The organism is bacterium (genome assembly GCA_023382385.1).
Taxonomy (GTDB): domain Bacteria; phylum Electryoneota; class RPQS01; order RPQS01; family RPQS01; genus JABWCQ01.
Map to the genome: position 1 here is coordinate 668,232 of JAHDVH010000001.1, position 18,527 is coordinate 686,758.

The 18,527-nt window shown below is 53.1% G+C and carries 17 protein-coding genes; all 17 read right to left on the bottom strand.

Annotation, left to right across the window (positions count from 1 at the left end; genetic code table 11):
- Window positions 1-30: 30 nt before the first annotated feature.
- The gene (locus KJZ99_03035; GenBank protein ID MCL4304862.1) at window positions 31-255 is read right to left on the bottom strand and encodes an AtpZ/AtpI family protein; all 225 of its coding nucleotides are present in this window, start codon (window positions 253-255) and stop codon (window positions 31-33) included.
- Window positions 248-709, bottom strand: coding sequence for a polymer-forming cytoskeletal protein (locus tag KJZ99_03040; protein ID MCL4304863.1), 462 nt, complete (start codon window positions 707-709; stop codon window positions 248-250). Before KJZ99_03040 ends, KJZ99_03035 begins: the two co-directional genes overlap by 8 nt.
- A 56-nt stretch (window positions 710-765) precedes the next feature.
- Window positions 766-1,602: a M23 family metallopeptidase gene (locus KJZ99_03045; GenBank protein ID MCL4304864.1), complete on the bottom strand. Its 837-nt coding sequence runs from the start codon at window positions 1,600-1,602 to the stop codon at window positions 766-768.
- Between the two features lie 104 nt (window positions 1,603-1,706).
- The gene (rlmB, locus tag KJZ99_03050) at window positions 1,707-2,522 is read right to left on the bottom strand and encodes a 23S rRNA (guanosine(2251)-2'-O)-methyltransferase RlmB (GenBank protein ID MCL4304865.1); all 816 of its coding nucleotides are present in this window, start codon (window positions 2,520-2,522) and stop codon (window positions 1,707-1,709) included.
- Window positions 2,523-2,590: 68 nt separating this feature from the next.
- A complete protein-coding gene (locus KJZ99_03055) occupies window positions 2,591-3,463 on the bottom strand; it encodes a ParB/RepB/Spo0J family partition protein (protein MCL4304866.1) in 873 nt (290 codons plus the stop codon).
- Entirely contained in the window at window positions 3,460-4,251 is a 792-nt protein-coding gene (locus KJZ99_03060; GenBank protein ID MCL4304867.1) for a ParA family protein, read from the bottom strand. The genes KJZ99_03055 and KJZ99_03060 overlap by 4 nt, the downstream gene beginning before the upstream one ends.
- Before the next feature lie 47 nt (window positions 4,252-4,298).
- Complete coding sequence (gene recG, locus KJZ99_03065; GenBank protein ID MCL4304868.1) at window positions 4,299-6,395, bottom strand: ATP-dependent DNA helicase RecG; 2,097 nt, start codon at window positions 6,393-6,395, stop codon at window positions 4,299-4,301.
- A gap of 8 nt (window positions 6,396-6,403) precedes the next feature.
- The gene (locus KJZ99_03070; GenBank protein ID MCL4304869.1) at window positions 6,404-7,738 is read right to left on the bottom strand and encodes a DUF4139 domain-containing protein; all 1,335 of its coding nucleotides are present in this window, start codon (window positions 7,736-7,738) and stop codon (window positions 6,404-6,406) included.
- Window positions 7,739-7,807: 69 nt separating this feature from the next.
- Entirely contained in the window at window positions 7,808-10,501 is a 2,694-nt protein-coding gene (locus KJZ99_03075; protein MCL4304870.1) for a valine--tRNA ligase, read from the bottom strand.
- A gap of 51 nt (window positions 10,502-10,552) precedes the next feature.
- Window positions 10,553-11,251: a rhomboid family intramembrane serine protease gene (locus KJZ99_03080; protein MCL4304871.1), complete on the bottom strand. Its 699-nt coding sequence runs from the start codon at window positions 11,249-11,251 to the stop codon at window positions 10,553-10,555.
- Window positions 11,248-12,780 (bottom strand): M23 family metallopeptidase, encoded by a 1,533-nt coding sequence (locus KJZ99_03085; GenBank protein ID MCL4304872.1) that lies wholly within the window; start codon window positions 12,778-12,780, stop codon window positions 11,248-11,250. Before KJZ99_03085 ends, KJZ99_03080 begins: the two co-directional genes overlap by 4 nt.
- Window positions 12,765-13,979, bottom strand: a complete 1,215-nt coding sequence (gene rodA, locus KJZ99_03090) for a rod shape-determining protein RodA (GenBank protein MCL4304873.1) — start codon at window positions 13,977-13,979, stop codon at window positions 12,765-12,767. Before rodA ends, KJZ99_03085 begins: the two co-directional genes overlap by 16 nt.
- The gene (gene mrdA, locus KJZ99_03095; protein ID MCL4304874.1) at window positions 13,976-15,805 is read right to left on the bottom strand and encodes a penicillin-binding protein 2; all 1,830 of its coding nucleotides are present in this window, start codon (window positions 15,803-15,805) and stop codon (window positions 13,976-13,978) included. The genes rodA and mrdA overlap by 4 nt, the downstream gene beginning before the upstream one ends.
- Window positions 15,802-16,281, bottom strand: coding sequence for a rod shape-determining protein MreD (gene mreD, locus KJZ99_03100; protein MCL4304875.1), 480 nt, complete (start codon window positions 16,279-16,281; stop codon window positions 15,802-15,804). Before mreD ends, mrdA begins: the two co-directional genes overlap by 4 nt.
- A complete protein-coding gene (mreC, locus tag KJZ99_03105; protein MCL4304876.1) occupies window positions 16,278-17,117 on the bottom strand; it encodes a rod shape-determining protein MreC in 840 nt (279 codons plus the stop codon). The genes mreD and mreC overlap by 4 nt, the downstream gene beginning before the upstream one ends.
- Window positions 17,118-17,123: 6 nt before the next feature.
- A complete protein-coding gene (locus tag KJZ99_03110; protein ID MCL4304877.1) occupies window positions 17,124-18,146 on the bottom strand; it encodes a rod shape-determining protein in 1,023 nt (340 codons plus the stop codon).
- Between the two features lie 29 nt (window positions 18,147-18,175).
- On the bottom strand, window positions 18,176-18,517 hold the full coding sequence (locus KJZ99_03115; protein MCL4304878.1) for a hypothetical protein: 342 nt from the start codon (window positions 18,515-18,517) through the stop codon (window positions 18,176-18,178).
- Window positions 18,518-18,527: the final 10 nt, after the last annotated feature.

Sequence of the window (18,527 nt, forward strand, 5' to 3'; positions counted from 1 at the left end):
CTTCCGATCTGAGCGGCGCAAGAGAGCAATTCACTTCGAATCATTTGTGGAGTCTTCGCGGCGGAGGACAAGGACAGTGCGGTAGATTGCAAGTGCGAGTCCGAGCATAGCGCCGAGACTCATCAGTATTGGAAAGCTACCGATCTTCTTGTCTACCCACCAACCCAGTAATCCAAACACCGCGGTAGATGCAACAATGGTCAGCCCAATCTGCAGAGGATCCTGCCGCCGCGGGGGCTGAAAACCTTCAAGCACCGTCAGGAACAGTCACCGGGCGGTTGCGGGGAACCAAGCCATTAGGATCGGTCAAGGCAACTTCACTCATAACAGGCTTTGCAGACGGGACGCGATCAGTTTCCGTCGCTGCGTGACCTCTGATGCGGGCACCTTCCTGAATCGAGAGCTTGCCTGCTTTCAAATCACCTTCGAGATCAGCGGTTGACTCAAGATGAATCTTTTGCTTAGCGACCAGCGACCCCTTCACACGGCCCGACAGATAGACATTTTCGGCGAGGATATTGCCTTCCACGTAGCCTGACGAGCCGACCGTGATGCTTTTGGTGCAAATGATGTCACCGACGATTCTGCCATCCACACGTAGCGACCCTTGCGTACGGATCGTACCCTGAATTTCAGCATCTTTGGCGACCAAAGTAGACATCTCCCCGGCGCTGTCGTCGGGTGATGTCAAACGTGTCCATTTAGCCATGAATCCGACCTCCCTGTGTTGGGATGTGGCGGGACGTAATGCGGTTGTACAGAATGCTATCCTGCCTCACGAGCGAGAACGGATTCGGGGTTGACCCGTACTCCGTCTTTCCAAATTTCAAAGTGTAAATGTGGAGCAGAACTGCGCCCGGAATTCCCTAGAAGGGCAATGGGCTGCCCTTGCAGCACTCGGTCACCGGGCTGAACTAACAGAATCTGATTGTGGCCATAGAAAGACTGATAACCGGACTTGTGCGCGATAATGACCAGATTGCCGTAGGGATAACTCCATCCGGCAAAGAGCACCAGGCCATGAGCGCTGGCGAGGACGGGCGTCCCTTCACGCGCAGCGACATCGAGCCCATGGTGGTCGGCAACATCAAGCGACGTCTTGTGCTCGAATTGTCTAGTCACATAACCGCGCACGGGAGGGAGCGTTGGAACATCAGACGGAAGCACACTTTCCACGACCACATCGGGGGCGCGCTCGGCATAGACACCAAGCACAGTGGCATCTTCGGGCAAAGTCTCAAGGGTTGCAGCGCTATCATCGGAGAGCAAGGCATCAGCCGGAGGAACTATCCCTTCGGGCAGAAGCAGGCCTCGGCGCAGCTGCTGTTCAAATTGTTTTAGTTCAGCCAGTCTCTGAGCAAGATCGCGAATTCTATCATTGGTCTGCTCAAGCTCCACGAGGCGGGCTTTCATGGCGGTGTTATCTTCGATTTGCGAAGATAACGACCAAGTCATAATGCTCAGAACCAGCAAAAGTGTCACACAAGCGACGGCCGCCGCCACAGCGACAATCAGCCAGCTCTTCTTGACACGAAACTGCCTCATTCGGGCCTGAGTTTCGGAGAGGACAACCACAGTCCATTCAGACTTGCGCTCAGGCATGATTCTCAAGAAGCGGCAATTTCAACAATTCCGGAATATAAGAATTTCGACGTGGGGAGTCAAGTGAAAAATCTCGCAATTTATCTCGAATCGTATTAATTTTACTACACTTCGGGAATAAGCTGACGAGATTGGGCAGCTTCAAAGAGGAGCACCGCTGCGGCTGCGGATACGTTCAGGCTATCGAGATCCCTAAACAATGGGATCTTAATTGAGACATCTGCCCGTTTCTGCAGGACGGGCGAAACTCCTGATCCTTCTGCACCTAAGACGAGAACAGTCGGGCGATCCCAATCGAAATCAGAGTACTTCACGGACTGGGGGTCTGCCATGGCAACAACAATCCACCAGCCGCTCTCTTTGAGAGCACGAATCGTTTGATCAAGATTCGTGACCTGATAAAGGTCAATCAGGGCCGCACAGCCCGCTGACGCCTTGAACACCACATCGGTCAAAGGGGACTGTCTATGCTTTCGAAAGATAACAGCATCCACCGCCGCAGCGTACGCAGTGCGCAGAATCGCGCCGAAATTACGCGGATCCTCGACACCGTCCAACATCAATACCAGCGGCGCCGGCTTACGGTCCACGATTTCGTCCAAGACCTCAAAGTCCTGTGAAACGTGCGGGGCGTGGATACGAGCGCGCACCCCCTGAGTAGGAGCTTCGCTCTCCTCGGCATGAATTTCCCGTTCGATCAGTGGAATACGCGAGAGCTGCGCGAGATCGCGAATAGAATCGATTGTCGCACCGTGAGCACCCGGCGCGATCACAATTTCCTGTGCGAGTCCCCGACGCAACGCTTCGAGCACAGGATTGCGGCCGAATATAGTGACGAACGACTCCGAGATTTGGCGTTCAGCTCGCGAGGCGAGCGGGCGATCAGGCTTTGAGCGTGAGGGGTGGTGCGAGCGAGGCAAGTGTAGGAGATCCGAAGAATGACGTGGTAAGTGAATGGTGCTGGGACCCGAATCTCACGCGTCGCGAATCAGCGGTCAACGATTTCAAGGAGGCGGTTCAGGTCGTCTACGGTGTAGTAGGTAATTTCGATGGTACCGCCTCGCCCTTTAGGCTTGATCTTGACGCGCGTGGAAAGTTGACGGCTGAGCACCGACTCTACATGGGCAATGGCCTTGGCATCGCGGGCTTCAATGACGGCCTGCGCAGATTGAGGTTTATGTTTGACGGGCTTCTTCCGCGTCATTGCTTCAGCGGCACGCACAGTGACTTTGCCGTCCACCAGAAAACGCTCGAACAGATCCAGTTGCTCTCCCTCATCGACAACAGACAAAAGGGCACGCGCGTGACCCATCGTGAGCTTGCCTTCATTCAGTGCCTGCTGTATTCGCACCGGGAGTTTGAGCAATCGAGTCAGATTTGCAACGTGTGCACGGCTCATTCCCATTTTTTCGGCAATAATCTCCTGAGTCAGCGAGTATTGCTGCTGGAGATTAACAATGGCATTCGCCAGCTCGATAGGCGTGAGATCTTCACGATGAACATTTTCGAGAATCGCAAGTTCAAGCATCTCTTCGGCGGACTCGACCATACGAATCTGGGCGGGAATGCTTGTGAGACCTGCGGCTTTTGAGGCTCGCAGCCGACGTTCACCGAGAATCAATTGATATCGTGCCCCTGCAGGACGCACGACGACGGGCTGCAAGATGCCCTGTTTGAGGATTGAGTTCTTCAACTCCTCAATCGCTTCATCGCGGAAGATCCGGCGCGGCTGGAAGGGGTTGGGATCGATCATATCGATCGCAAGGTGCGTGACTTCCGGCGCAGGCGAAGTGGACGTGGAAACTTCTTCGTCCGTAATCAGCGCGCGCAGACCTTTGCCGAGAGCCTTGTGAGATTTCATGCTACTGCCTCGCGGGGCGGAAGGTGCTGGTGGCTCAGGAACTCGACGGTAAATTCGCGGTAGTTCTGTGCGCCACGGCTCGTCGGGTCATAAGTATAAACAGTTTGACCAAAGCTGGGTGCCTCAGACAACCTGACATTGCGCAGAATCATTGTTCGATAAACACGCTTTTCGAAAACACCCGTAATCTCATCGGCCACCTGCTTGGTCAGATTCAATCGACCGTCGTACATCGTAAGCAGAATGCCTTCGATTTCGAGTTTGGGATTCAAATGACGTTTGACGAGATTGACGGACTTCATGAGCTGTGCAAGACCCTCAAGCGCGTAGTACTCGCATTGCATCGGAACAATCAAAGTATCAGCGGATGCCATGCCGTTCAAGGTCAGCAGTCCGAGCGACGGTGGGGTGTCCAGAATGACAAACTGGAAATCGCCATCAAGATCATCAAGCGCCTCAGCAAGGATACGTTCGCGCGCGAGCTTGGAAACCAACTCAATTTCGGCACCGTGCAGGCGGGTGTCGGCCGGCAGAATGCTGAGACCGGAAATATTGGTCGGGCGAAGTGCTTCCTTGGCGGGCAACTCGTTGATCAGAACATCATAGACACCGCTTTGCGATTCTGCAGGTGTAACCCCCAGACCGGCCGTTGCGTTGGCCTGCGGATCGAGGTCAACCAGCAATGTCGGATAGCCTTCAAGGGCCATTCCTGCTGCGAGATGTACAGCGGTCGTGGTCTTACCCACTCCGCCCTTCTGGTTGGCAATAGCGATGGTTTTAGTTTGCATAATAGTAAGATAGACCCCCAAGAGGAGAGATGCAAGACTTTTTGGCCTTATCCGCCTGCCAGAAGGCCGAGCTTTGCGAGGTGAGTTTCGCGGAATTTTTCTCTAAGTGCAGGATATTGAGACAATTCGGGGTCCTGTGCGACCAAGTCGAAAGCTCTTTCTCGAGCGTAATTGAGGAGCGGTTCGTCCCGTTCCGGAATGTAGTGGCGGTATTCTGATTCACCTGATTGCCGCGTCCCAAAGAGTTCACCAGCGCCGCGCAATTGGAAGTCCAACTCGGCAATTTCAAAGCCATCACTGGTAGATTGGATGGCATTTAATCGCGCCTTTGCCTCTTCGGTCAATTTGGGGCCGGGTAGGAGGATGAAGAGGGCCTTCTGCCCTTGTCGTCCAATTCTGCCTCGCAGTTGGTGCAGAGCGGCAAGTCCGAGCCGTTCGGGATTTTCGATGACCATGACCGTCGCGTCAGGTACGTCAACACCGACTTCAACTACTGGTGTTGCAACAAGGACCGGGGTTACACCATCTCGGAAAGCTTTGATCGCAGCTTCCTTTGAATCGGAGTCCATGCGGCCATGCACAAGCCCGACTTTCGTGTCTCGTAATGCTCCACTTGAGACACGCTTATGATACTCGACTGCTGCTTCGGCCTGCACCTTGTCGGACTCTTCGACCAGCGGACAGACGATGAAAACTCGCTGATTCTGTTGTGCCTGCTCAACTATGAATTTATAGACGCGCTCACGATCCGGCGCAAATCTTACTACGGTCGTGACATTGCGCGGTCCGCCGGGAAGTTCGCGAAGTGCCGATACATCTAAATCCCCCAACTCCGAGAGACGCAAGGTGCGGGGGATGGGAGTCGCAGTCATCACGAGCAAATTGGGGCGTTTCCCTTTGCCTGCGAGTTGCGAGCGCTGCTCAACGCCAAACCGGTGCTGTTCGTCAATTACAAGTAATCCAAGTCGAGGAAAGCTGAGCTTTTCACTTAGGAGAGCGTGGGTTCCGACGAGGATATCGACAACTCCCGCCGCAACCGCAGAAAAGACGTCACGCTTTTGCGATAGAGTCTGCTTGCCGCGCAGAATGCGGACATGTAATCCAGCGGCCTGTGCGGGTGGCGCGATTGTACGGGCATGTTGCTGTGCGAGGATTTCCGTCGGCGCCATGAAAGCAGTTTGAAATCCCGCATCAGCAGCCATCGCAGCGGCGAGCAAGGCAACAGTGGTTTTCCCCGACCCTACCTCCCCATGAAGCAGCCGCTGCATCGGAATCGGACTCGTAAGATCCTGCCGAATTTCGGTAAGAACTTCCTTTTGACCTTCCGTAAGCGGAAAAGGAAGGGCGTCCAGAACTTTCCGTGTGAGTGGACCGATGTTCTCGAAAGGTCCAACTCCGGGCAAGACACGATTGTAATGCTTGCGCAGCGCAAATAGCAGCTGATGAAAAAACAACTCCTCAAACCGCACGCGCCTCCAGGCCTGAGCGAGAAGTTCGCTATTGTCAGGGAAATGCACTTGAAAAAGTGCTTGTCCGAGTGGCAGCGCACTCATGATTCTTAAGTCTTCAGCGGGTAGAAACTCCACCAACTCGTGCTGCACGAGAGCAAGTGCTTCCTGCTGGACACGACGTAAAGTCCGCGACTCCAGTCCGACTTTTCGGAGGTCAAGGGTTACGGGGTAGAGTGCGACGATTTGCCCTGTATTGAACATTCTGGACTCATCGCCATCCTCGCCGAGACGATCCACCGCGGGATGATAGAACTCTCGAGCATCACTATCGGTCAGTTTCCCGCTAACTGCCACAAGCTCACCCACGACGAGCTGTTTCTGCCAGTATTGCGCACCTTGAAACCAGACGCACTTCAATGTGCCAGACAGATCGTTGATAAGCGCTGTCAGCAGCGTCTTCCCCGTACGGGTACGGCGCACATCAGCGGAAATGACTTTACCGACGACTGTGACTTCGTACTCAGTTGGAACAAGATCGCGAATCAACAGTTGCCGGGAACGATCGAGGTAGCGGCGTGGGAAGTAGCGAAGCAGTTGACCAAGCTCGCGGATACCAATCTTCTCGAGAGCCTTGGCACGATGCTCGCCAACCTGACGAAGCCTCGTAACGGGTTCATGAAGTAGATCGGGCACTACAGAGGTTAGCGATTGCGAATCGTATAGGTCAAGACTACTTCCTGATCCGGTCTCGCTTCCACATCAAATTCGAACTTACTGGCCGAAACCTTTCGAACAGGCAGGCTCGACTTCGTAATCTCCCAATCGCCCCACGCCTGATCTACTACGACAATCGTCACAGTCTCTTTCTTGCGGTTTCGAAGTTTCACTTCAATATCCTGCTCCGAGACGCGGTCGCTGATACGTCGATACTCTTTTTGTACACGCTCGACAGCGATATCAAATGCATTGCCGATCGTGAGCCTGACTTTCTCATCGCGCGGAGTGTGTTCAATGTTGTCTTCACCAATGAATTCTTGTGAACCATCATTGTCACGCTGGAAGACCCGAACACGTCCGGCAGGCAGCGGGATTCCGAGCTGGTTGTCCTTGGAGTTCAGGAATTCGAGCGAGACAGAAACGCGATCTGTGCTCCTGGAATAGTCGTACTCGTATATGCGTCGACTCTGCACTGAAGCATCAGGGAAAAGACTAACTTGCTTAGTCTGTCGATCGAGCAGGTCCGTTGGACGCTCGAGGGTATAAAGATGATACTCGAAAAAGGACTTCTCCGAGAACTGCGCTCCGCCATCCATTGCCATCTCCATCGCAGCGTACGCGCGGTCAAACTTTGGTCGTGGCGCCTGTGCGCGGTGCACTTCCCCCGCGATAAGCTTCAACATTGCATTCCTGTACGAAGCGCCAGAGTTGTTGTTAAGTGTTACCCACGCTGAGAAATCGGCCCGGTTACTCTCGTCAATAACTGCTACGTAGTCGGCGTTCCAGCTCATGCCCCCGGTAAGGTAGGAGACTTCAGCTTCCCTGGCCCCTCCGGCGGGACTGTTCACGAGCCAGCGCAGCGTGGGACGCGTGATAAGACCTGCAGGAAGCTTGGGAAAGCGCACCTCTTGAATCGACTCGGCAAGCAAAGAGCGCAAGGACCCGTCATTCATCTGAAGAATGATGGATTGCCCTGCGTTTGACATGAGTTTGCCCGAAGCCAGATCCCCGTTCTCAGTAATGACCTCGACATTCTGATCTACGTACTTCTCCAGCAATTTGTCAGGTGACACAAGGTCGTAATCGAAATTCTGCTCGAGCAGAGTAACGCCCTGTGCATTGAAATGTACAGAGGAGGCGTCAATTAGCGCGGCAACATCACGAAAGAGGAGTTCACCAGTGCCTTTGGCAAAGTCCATTTCGCGGACGTCGCGAATAAGCGCAAGATCCTGATTGTAGACCGTGACAGAAACTCCGGGCTTTGCAATTGCAGATACGAAAAGCGACAATGCGAGAATGCTAAAAAAAAGACTCTTCATTTTCCCCTCACAAAAAGTTTCATAAACACAATGCCGCAATAAAAAGACGAATCGGCAGGCTTGCGGACACTACTCCGCAGCATCAAGTTCATCGAGGAAGTGACGAATACGATCATGTGCATGCTCAAGTTCGGCGAGCTTTTCACGCTCTGACTCAACGACTTCCGGTTTCGCACGTTCAATGAAATTTGAATTCGCGAGTTTGGCTTTTGTGGATTCAACAAGCTTCAACAGTCGTTCGTCTTCCTTGCCGAGCCGCGCGCGCTCGGCGACAACATCAATGAGTCCTTGGAGCGGAACATAGACTTCGAGTCCCTGAACAATGGCAGAGGCGCTGCCTTTCGGGCGCGGCTTATCCAGCGACAAATCGGATAAACCGGCGAGGCGATTCACGAAGTCTGTCAACGGTTCCCACTCTTTTGCAGTCAGTCGGTGGTCGGAGCGCAAGCCCGCCGGAATGCGTAGAGCGGGTGCGATACGCAATTCACCGCGAATGTTGCGAATCGCGGTGACGACATCCTGCAGCCTGCTAAACTGAGATTCAACGGACGAGTCCACGAGGGCCTCAACGTAAGCCGGATACGCTGCTTGCATGATGCTTGCGTGACGACTGTAAACGGGCCAAGTGGATGCGGACAATCTGCACAACGTTTGATAGATTTCTTCGGTAACAAACGGCATGAAGGGATGCAGCATTCGAACGATGCCATGCAGCACGCCAAGAGCATGCGCCAGTGCGTCTTGACGGCCGCTGTTAGTGTTTTGTAAGCGGACCTTGATTAATTCAAGATACCAGTCGCAGTAGTCATTCCATACAAAGCCATAGGCACGTTTGGCCGCATCAGAAAATCTAAACTCTGCGAGCGCACGATTCACGTCGTGTGCACAGGAGAGAAACGCTGAAGTAATCCAACGGTCGATGACATCGTCCGGCGCGCTGGGCAGGCTTTCGATCGGATCAAAGGCGAACGTCTCACCTTCTTCCGGAATATTCATGAGGAGAAAACGTGTCGCATTCCAAAGCTTGTTGGCGAAATTGCGCCCATGCTCGCAAAGTTCAACGCCAAAACGAATGTCCCCGCCGCGAGGGGTCTGCGAGATAATCGTGAAACGCAGCGCATCAGCACCATAGCTTTCTACAACTTCAAGAGGATCCGGTGAGTTCCCAAGAGACTTCGACATCTTGCGTCCCTGCATGTCACGCACCAAGCCGGTGAAGTAGACATCCTTAAATGGCTCCACTCCGAACACTTCCTCCGATGCGATGATCATTCGCGCCACCCAAAGGAAGATAATGTCAGGCGCAGTAATGAGCGTACTTGTAGGGAAGAAATGTGCGAGGTCGTCGGTTTGTTCCGGCCAACCGAGCGTGGAAAAAGGCCACAGCCAAGACGAAAACCAAGTATCAACAACATCGGGGTCCTGCTCAAGTGTCAGGCCTGAATACTTTACGTCCTGTGACGGGTCGTCAAGCGAGCAGATGATCTCACCGGTTTCTTTGACCGTCCACAGGGGAATCCGATGCCCCCACCATATCTGTCGGGAGATGCACCAATCGCGAACATTCTCAAGCCAGTGATTGTAAGTCTTTTCCCAATGCGGTGGGTGAAATTGAACTTTCCCTTCGCGAACCGCCGCAAGCGCAGGTTCGGCAAGTTCCTTCATCCGGACAAACCACTGCTCAGAGAGAAGAGGTTCGATCACGGTGCCAGTCCGCTCATTGTGACCAACAGAATGTGTGTAAGGCAGTACTTGCGCCAGAAGTCCCTGTGCATCGAGCGTTGCGACGACGCGTTTTCGAGCTTCATTGCGGTCAAGGCCGCGAAACTCAACGGGAACAGCATCAGTCATTGTCCCGTCCGGTGCGATGACCACAACAAAGTCCAAATTGTGACGCAAAGCAATCTCAAAATCGTTCGGATCGTGCGCAGGTGTGACCTTGACACAGCCGGTTCCAAACTCGCGATCAACGTACTCATCGGCAACAATGGGAATCAATCTTCCGACAAGGGGGAGTTTCACGCTCTTTCCATGCAAGTGTCGATAACGTTCATCCTCGGGATGAACAGCAACGGCAGTATCTCCAAGCATGGTTTCTGGGCGGGTCGTCGCCACGACAAGGTGTCCGCTGCCATCACTTAACGGATACTTGAAGTGCCACAGATTCGAATGAATATTCTTGTACTCTACCTGCTCTTCGGAAAGCGCCGTCTGTTTTTCCGGATCCCAGTTGACGATGCGCTTGCCTCTATAAATTAGTCCTTTATTATACAGGCGAACGAATATCTCGGAAACAGCACGTGAAAGTTCAGGATCAAGGGTGAAACGCGTGCGTGACCAATCGCACGATGCTCCGATTTTCCGGAGTTGCTGCAGAATTATGCCGCCGTAATTTTCTCTCCACTCCCAAATCCGTTCAACGAGTTTCTCGCGTCCCAAGTCGTGACGGGATAATCCTTCCTTTGCAAGCTGATCCTCGACTTTAATCTGCGTGGCAATGCCAGCATGATCGGTACCCGGCAACCACAGTACGTCATCTCCGCACATGCGTCGCCAACGCGCAAGCAGGTCCTGTAATGAGTTATTCAACACATGGCCGAGCGTCAACATGCCGGTCACGTTGGGCGGCGGCATCATAATAACGTACGGCTTATGGCCTTTGCGAATTGGCGCCCGGAAGCAACCGAGCGACTCCCACATCGCATAGAGTCGGGATTCGGTGGAGGACGGCGAATAAGTCTTGTCGAGTTCTATCTTGGGCATCAGGAAAGCAAGAATGAAGAGGTTAGTATAAAAGCAATATTCCGCACAAGTCTATCTAAACGAGTTCGAACGTCGAATCGGGCGATTGGGGCGAACACCAGCGAGAAGAATCATCACGACTCCCGCAACAAAACCACCTATGTGGGCGAGCCAAGCCACTCCGCCACCTTGGCGACCCATATCGCCTGCAAATCCTGTCAGCTGCATGAAGAACCAAAACCCGAGCATGAGCAGGGCAGGAACGCGAATGAACCGAATGATGAAAACGATGAACAAGAGTACTACTACATTCGCACGGGGAAAAGCTAACAAATACGCTCCCAACACAGCGCTGATGGCACCCGAAGCCCCAACCATAGGGATTGTGGAGTGCGGCTCAAAAACAACGTGACTCAGAGCTGCAACCAATCCTCCGACAAGGTAGAACAGCAGGAACCTTGCGTGTCCGAGAATATCCTCGATGTTGTTTCCGAAGATCCAGAGATAGAGCATATTGCCGCCCAGGTGCATCAACCCTCCATGCATGAACATCGAGGTAAGCAGCGTTACCCACGCTGCCGGAACAGCGGGCAGCAGTTCGAAACCGCTCGTAATGTCGCGTGGGACTGCACCCCAAGCGAAGACTATCGCTTCCTGCTCTTCAATTGGCTGCAAGAACTGCAACACGAATACCAGTACATTAGCGGTGATCAAGCCAACCGTTACATAAGGTGTCCCGCTTGCAGGGTTTTCATCACGTATAGGAATCACGGGATAGTGACCATGACATCCCAAGTTCTAGCAAGACCTGCGCGATTGGCCGCTTCAAAGATCACGCGATGTTGTCCTGACTTCAGCCTGTCAGCGGTCCAGATCGTACCACCGCTTTCTTCGTACTCGAATTCAGGGATGGCAACGGCACCATTCACCGTACAGCGCACGCTACTGTCATCGATTGATGACTCGTCGTCTGTCAATGTGAACTTGAGCTTTCCACTACTACCGTTAATAACCAACTTTGGAGGAGAGTCGTCCAACGCGATACCATACGTTTCGCCGCGCAATATGTAGCAAGACATCTCACTGGGACTACTCGCGGGGATTCGCCAAAGCGGAGACTTTCCCGCAGCGCCACTGCGCTTATACCAGTACTTCCCGGGTTCAAAGGATTCATGCGCGGTGAGTTTGAGTTTGGACGCAAAAGCAAAGTCAGCATCGTTAATCGTAATTTCACCATAGCGCTCACTCAAATCAGCCCAACTCATTGATACTTCTTCTCCAGTCAGCACATAATCATAGAGTGAAACATAAGAACTTTGCTGGAGGCTGCGACGTTCACTCCCAATGACAGCCTGAATTGTCACCGAGGACAAGTTTCGGTTGCGATCTTCAACTTCAATCCGAATATCACCGGTGTAGTCCTCAATCCATCCCGAGGCAAGCGGGTCATCAGCCTCGTGGTTGCGCGGGAGCCAGCTAAAGAGTCGCCGGAGATCGCGGTCGCGCAGTTTGACTTCACGATACACCAGTTTTTCATAGATATTCTGCGGGCCGAGGAGATCGATTTCGGCGCAGAAATCCTCGAACACGAGCTGATCGCCCTCATAAACGCGCACGGCATAAGGCACAGCATTACGGCCCCAAGGACCGGGATCATATGCTCGAATAAAGAACGCCACCGGCTCGTCGGACTGCACTCGAGGTGAAGAATTTAGAGCGAGTTCCCGGCCTGCTGTTGTCGGCGTAAAATCTGAATACTTGATCCAACTCACCGCCACGATTACCGGTCTGTCACGGTCAGGAGGCTTGTAGAACTGTAGCGGATCCAGTTGAACGGCGCCCTTGCGAATCTCAAAGTGCAAATGCGCAGGGCCGCGGCCAGTCGCACCGGTATAGCAGAGAATTTCGCCGGCTTTGTACCTCGGCGCAACGATGCTATCTGTGAAACTGAAGTCAACACGATAGGTTCCTCTGACTAACTGGCTATCCCTAACCGTTTGCTGTAACTTCGGTTCAAAGCGACTTAAATGCCCGAACACGGCAGTATTGCCATCGCTCAAGCGGAAGTAGAGGGTAAGCCCATATCCCGAAGGACTGATTCCGATTCTTTCAACCCATCCATCCGTTGGCGCAATGACTGGCAACGGAGTTCGTGCACGAAGATCAATGCCGCCATGAAAGTGGTCAGTCCGACTATCGGCGTGGCCACCGGTCAACGTGCGCGAGTCAGGCAGCGGCCAAAGATAATCGGCCGCGAACGCCAATTGTGCGAGAACCAGAAAGATCAGTACTCGCGCCACCGCAATGCCGTGCTAAAGAGCAATCCTATCATCGCCAGTGAGACCAGCATTGAACTTCCGCCGTAACTGACAAGCGGCAGCGGCAAACCTGTGACCGGTAAGAAGCCTACCGTCATCAGCAGATTGGTGAGCGCTTGAAAGATGATCGTTCCTGTGACTCCAATGGCAATCAAAGAGTAAAACGGAGAGTGGCATTTCGTAGCAATCACCACTCCACGGTAGAAAAAGAGAAAGAAGGCGAATATGACAACAAGCGCACCAATGAAGCCCCACTCTTCTGCAAACGCAGAGAAGATGAAATCGTTGTGGCCCTCCGGGAGAAACCTAAGCTGAGTCTGCGTTCCGTTCAGGAAACCTTTACCTGATACTCCACCAGAGCCGACTGCAATTTTGGATTGAATCAGTTGATAGGCCGCACCGAGCGGATCGGCCTCCGGATCGAGAAATGTTGTGATGCGTCGTTGCTGATGCGGCTCCAGTTTATTCCAAAGTTTGGGAGTCAGTGCCCCAAATCCCAAATAGAGGCCAGTCAACAATGCAATCCACGGAATCCGCCGAATCGTAAAGACCGCCAGAACGATAAAAGCTACGAGCACAGTGATGTGCAGCGGCACAAACCAAGACGTCAAAACAGCAGCGGGGGGCATCACTAAGAGCAACAGATACTGAGGAGCGACGCCCGCCCAAATCAGCATGACGAACAGCATCACAGGGAAGATCAACGCGGTACCGAGATCTGGCTGAACCAGAATCAATCCCATTGGCACAATGACCATGAGACAGGCAGCGAGAAAGACCCACATGCGGTCCAGACTTCTCGGGTTCTCCGCAAGAAATCGCGCCAAGGCAAGCAATGTCGCCACTTTGGCGAACTCTGCCGGCTGAAGCTGCACAGTCCCAAATTGAAACCAACTGGTCGCACCCTTGTGCGTCACTCCAATTGCCAAGACGAGAATAAGACTTGCGACGGACAATCCATAAATGATGTAAGCCAGCATCTCAATGATTCGCAAGGGAATCGACAGAATGCCGAGTGCCAGTGCAGTGCCAATACCGATCCAGAAGAACTGCCGCTGAAAGTAATACAGGCCCGTTCCATCGGCATAGCTTGTCGAGAAATTCGAAAGCAGTCCGATGCCCAGCAATACCAGAATGGACAATAGCAACCAGAGGTCAGAGAATCTCCCCGGCTGTTTCACGGCAGGTCTCCAGCGTGAGCGACGTCCTCGGATTCCTCGTCTTCCTTCACTCTCTTCTTGTAGAGATCGGGATAGATCTCCCTACGGATCAGGTCGCGCAGCACTTCTCCCGCTACAGGTGCACCGGCTCCAGAACCGCTCTTGCCAAACTCAATCAGAGCACAGCAGGAGTACATAGGATTGTCAATCGGCCCATAGCAGATAAACCACCCATGATCGTCACCATGAGCATTCTGTGCAGTGCCCGTCTTGCCCGCAATCTTCAGACTGTCGTTCTGCTGCCTTCGCGCCGTACCGGACGGACCCCAGACAACCTGTTCCATACCAAACTGGCCATAGCGAAGTATCTCTGGAGTCAGATCGAGCGTATCGATAACATAATCCGCCCGCTTGGTTAGCGTCCGGTTGTTCGGGTCGTAAATACCGTCCACGACATGAGGTTGTCTCCACACGCCGGTTGCAATAGCACCTGCGAACGCGGCAAGCTGGATGGGAGTCGTCAGCATCTCTCCTTGACCGATGGCCACCGAAACGATGAATCCCTTTGTCCAGCCGCGCGGACCATAGCGCTTGTTGTAGTATTCTTCGGACGGTATCAGCCCTGCGGCTTCGCTGGTTTGATCCACACCGGTTGGCGAACCGAAGTGGAAGCGCGACATGGCGCGGTGAATTCCGTCAGCGCCGAGCTGAAGTCCCAATTTGTAATAGAACACGTCGCAACTTTGCGCGACTGATTGAATACAATCGATGTGGCCATGCCCGCCCTTCTTCCAGCACTTGAAGGTGCGGTTGCCGAACGTGAAACTGCCCGGGCAGGACACACTCCATGACGGAGAGATTGCTCCGCTGGCAAGTCCTTCCACAAGCAATGCGGGTTTGATCGTGGATCCCGGCGGATACATTGTCTGCACTGCTCGATTCAGCATCGGCTTTTCAGGATCCGTCAACAATGCATTCCAGTGAAAGGCGCTGATCGAACCTGCGAAGATATCGGGGTCATAGGACGGCGAACTGGCCATGACCACAACGCCACCAGTTCTCACGTCCATGGCTACGACCGACCCAATATTGCCTACGAGCAGTGATTCGGCAAGAAGCTGAGCCCCTATATCCAGCGTAGTCCAAAGTTCGTTGCCGGGCACAGGTTCAATTCTTCCGATTTCGCCGCCGGTTTCAACCTCCTGCCCGTAGACATCAACCACAGAGAGTTTACTGCCTTTTATTCCGCGCAGATCTTTGTCGTATAGCCGTTCGAGTCCGCGTTTGCCTACTAAATCTCCAGACTGCAAACCCGGGAAAGTAGCCAACTCGCTCTCGGCTACTTCGGCAACATATCCGATTAAGTGCGGGGCAACGCCATATGGAAAGAAGCGTTTTGGCTCAATCTCCAAATACGCTCCGGGGATTTGATCACGAAGCTCTTCAAAGCGTGCCAGCAACGTATAAGGCATATCCCTGCGGATTCGTTGCGGACGATACGTAGACTTGACCGGTTTGAGAATCTTATCACGGATATCCGCAGGATTTTCGGCCAAGGCCACACCAAGGAGGCCCGTGGCAAGAGAGTCATGATATAAATCACGAGGAATGCCGTAACAAGTGTAGGAAGGGCGATTACTGACCAGCAGATTGCCATTCCTATCCCGCATCACGCCGCGCGGCGCAAGTAGTTCGACGAAGCGGATGCGATTACTTTCGGACTTTTCGCGAAACTCAGGACCCTGCACCACTTGCAGCTGAACAAGGCGGTATATGAGCAGACTGAACGTTAATACTCCAAACGCGATGAACGAAAAGAATCGGATGTTTTCGCTTCTCTTGGTCATCTCGAACTATCTTCTCGGCTATGCAATGGCGAAAGAAACCAGAGAATTGCCAGCACAGTCGTACCGAGCGCCGACGGTAGCCCGCTGGAAAGCACTACAGGAAAGAATGGCAACGAATTCGCACGCGCAACCAAGAGCAGTCGCAAAACTTCAAGCAACACTGCAGAACCCAGAACAAGAACGCTCCACGGCCACCAAAGCCGAAAGGGTGCGTTTGCGCCAAGGCGCCCTGAGAAGAAACCCGCTGTGGAATACGCGACTGCTGAAATTCCCAGCGGAAGTTGCCCTAATGAGTCGATCGTCAGCCCAAGAATGAATCCTGCAAGCGTTCCCCAGATTGGGCCGCTGCGCAAGCCAACATACACAACAAAGGGTATCAGAAACGAAGGCCTTGCCTCTCCTATTGTCATGATAGGGCCAAGTCCTGCCTGCAGAATCAGCAGAACGAACCCCGTGAGCAAAAGCCGCCCGTTCACGGATTCTCCTCAATCTGAGGGTCTCGCGCTCCTGCTGAAGGTTCCAACCAACCTGTATCAATAATGACAAACATGTCTTCAACACTACGGAAATCCACAAACGGTTGAACCGTCCAGGCTTCTCCAAAAGTCGAAATTGCTGAGGGAGAATCTGTCACAACCCCGACGCGCAGCCCTTTCGGGAAGACTGCCCCGGCACCGGAAGTAACAACAAGATCTCCAGATTTGACGTCGACACCTGTTGGCAGTCCAGAGAGAGTCCAATGGTCAGTATCGGTCCAGCGCAAGATTCCGCGCATACGAGTTCGTTCGAGCATCACTGCAACACCGTAACTGTTACCAATCATGGTTTGAACAAGCGCCGTGTAGTCAGTGACTTCAACAGTTTTTCCAACCAGTCCAAGCGGGGTTATGACAGCGGCATTCACCATTATCCCTGCTTTGCGACCCGCGTTAATGCGATATTGTCCTCCAAGGGCTGGACCGACCGCACTAATAACAGATGCCGGAACTGTTTGGAAGGACAGCCGTTCCTGTACACCGAGCATCCCGCGCAAGCGCTGGTTTTCGATAAACGCATCCCGAAGCTGTACGTTCTCCTTACTTAGCTCAAGTGCATGTCGCTGCAGTAGATCATATTCAAACCAAACTGTGAACAGCTTGCGGACGAACTGCAAGGGCGCGGCAGCAACTCCCACAATTTCAGCAGCCGAGTCTTTCAATTCACGTACGCCGGGTTTTGGACTAGTCAACAAAAGCACCAGCGAGACGATCAAACACAGCAGGTAAACGGTCCATTCGATGCTTCCGCTGACCTTGCGGTTGTGCTCAGGCATGCGAGTTTAGTTAGGAAGCAGGACTTTGTGGTACGTTTCCATATCGTCGAGTACCTTTCCGGTACCGCGTACGACGCATGTGAGAGGATCTTCAGCCAGAAAAACGGGCAGCGAGGTCTCCTCGCGCAACCGCACGTCCAATCCGCGAATCAGCGCGCCTCCTCCAGTCATAATTATCCCGCGATCACGAATATCCGCGGCAAGTTCTGGGGGAGTCTTCTCGAGCGCGTTCTTCACGGCATCCACAATTTGCGATATCGGTTCTTCAATTGCATCACGAATTTCGATCGAATTTATTTCTACTGCTTTGGGCACGCCTTCCACCAGGTCTCTGCCTTTTGCAACGATCGAGAGCTCTTGTTCGAGCTTCGCAGCGGAGCCAATGCGAGTCTTTATTTCTTCTGCGGTGCGCTCGCCGATAAGCAAGTTATAGTTACGGCGCATGAATTGAATGATTGCTTCATCCAATTCGTCACCGCCCACGCGAATGGACGTATCCGTTATGATGCCGGCCAAGGCAATCACGGCTATTTCCGTCGTTCCGCCGCCAATATCGATGACCATGCTGCCGATTGGATCGAGAACAGGAAGTCCAACACCTAACGCAGCGGCCATTGGCTCTGCAATAAGAAACACTTCACGCGCGCCCGCGTGTTCCGCCGAGTCACGGATGATTCGTTTCTCAGACTTCGTCACTCCCGACGGCACACAGACTATGACGCGCGGACGCAAGAGGCGGTTTGTCTGGGCTTTGCGTATCAGAGCACGAATCATGATTTCGGCGACTTCATCATCATCAATCACGCCATCACGCATGGGTCGAATGACTTCAAGATCGCGATGCGTCTTCCCGACCATTTCGCGTGCTTCGCTTCCGATCGCAATGACTTTGCGATCACTCTTGCGAATGGCGACCATGGACGGTTCGCGGACAAGGATGCCTTTGCCTTTGACAAAGACTAGTGTGTTTCGGGTGCCGAGATCGATCGCGATCTCATTGGAAAACAGGCCGGATAAGGAAAGGCTCATGTGCTACTCAGTTTATACAAAGACGAAATCTAACCTTCGTCGGATAATACGATTTTTTGTGTGACATCTGGTGGCTGGATGCCGCGCTTTCTTTCCTCAGTCCAGAGGTATTCGAGCATCAGCGGCTGTTCTTCTACGTCCACTTGCACGTAGATGGAGTAATACGCCCCCCACTGGCAAATCAACTTCTGATTGGTGGCGGCCACAATCGCCTCTTTCAAGGACGGGAGTTTGCGAGTCATGCGCCCCACAATTGTATAGATCGCACCGGTCACGTCTCGTTTTACAATGTAGTTCTTCCCCATGTAACGCACGCGCGAAGATGGGCGAACATAGAGTGGTTGTTTGAGGTTCTTGGGCCAGTTACTCATTAGGATAGAT

Bases quoted from the DNA above. Each gene is read 5' to 3' on its own strand.
- KJZ99_03040 (MCL4304863.1), bottom strand. From the start codon at position 709: ATGGCTAAATGGACACGTTTGACATCACCCGACGACAGCGCCGGGGAG.
- KJZ99_03045 (MCL4304864.1), bottom strand. From the start codon at position 1,602: ATGCCTGAGCGCAAGTCTGAATGGACTGTGGTTGTCCTCTCCGAAACT.
- KJZ99_03055 (MCL4304866.1), bottom strand. From the start codon at position 3,463: ATGAAATCTCACAAGGCTCTCGGCAAAGGTCTGCGCGCGCTGATTACG.
- KJZ99_03060 (MCL4304867.1), bottom strand. From the start codon at position 4,251: ATGCAAACTAAAACCATCGCTATTGCCAACCAGAAGGGCGGAGTGGGT.
- KJZ99_03070 (MCL4304869.1), bottom strand. From the start codon at position 7,738: ATGAAGAGTCTTTTTTTTAGCATTCTCGCATTGTCGCTTTTCGTATCT.
- KJZ99_03075 (MCL4304870.1), bottom strand. From the start codon at position 10,501: ATGCCCAAGATAGAACTCGACAAGACTTATTCGCCGTCCTCCACCGAA.
- mrdA (MCL4304874.1), bottom strand. From the start codon at position 15,805: ATGACCAAGAGAAGCGAAAACATCCGATTCTTTTCGTTCATCGCGTTT.
- mreC (MCL4304876.1), bottom strand. From the start codon at position 17,117: ATGCCTGAGCACAACCGCAAGGTCAGCGGAAGCATCGAATGGACCGTT.
- KJZ99_03110 (MCL4304877.1), bottom strand. From the start codon at position 18,146: ATGAGCCTTTCCTTATCCGGCCTGTTTTCCAATGAGATCGCGATCGAT.
- KJZ99_03115 (MCL4304878.1), bottom strand. From the start codon at position 18,517: ATGAGTAACTGGCCCAAGAACCTCAAACAACCACTCTATGTTCGCCCA.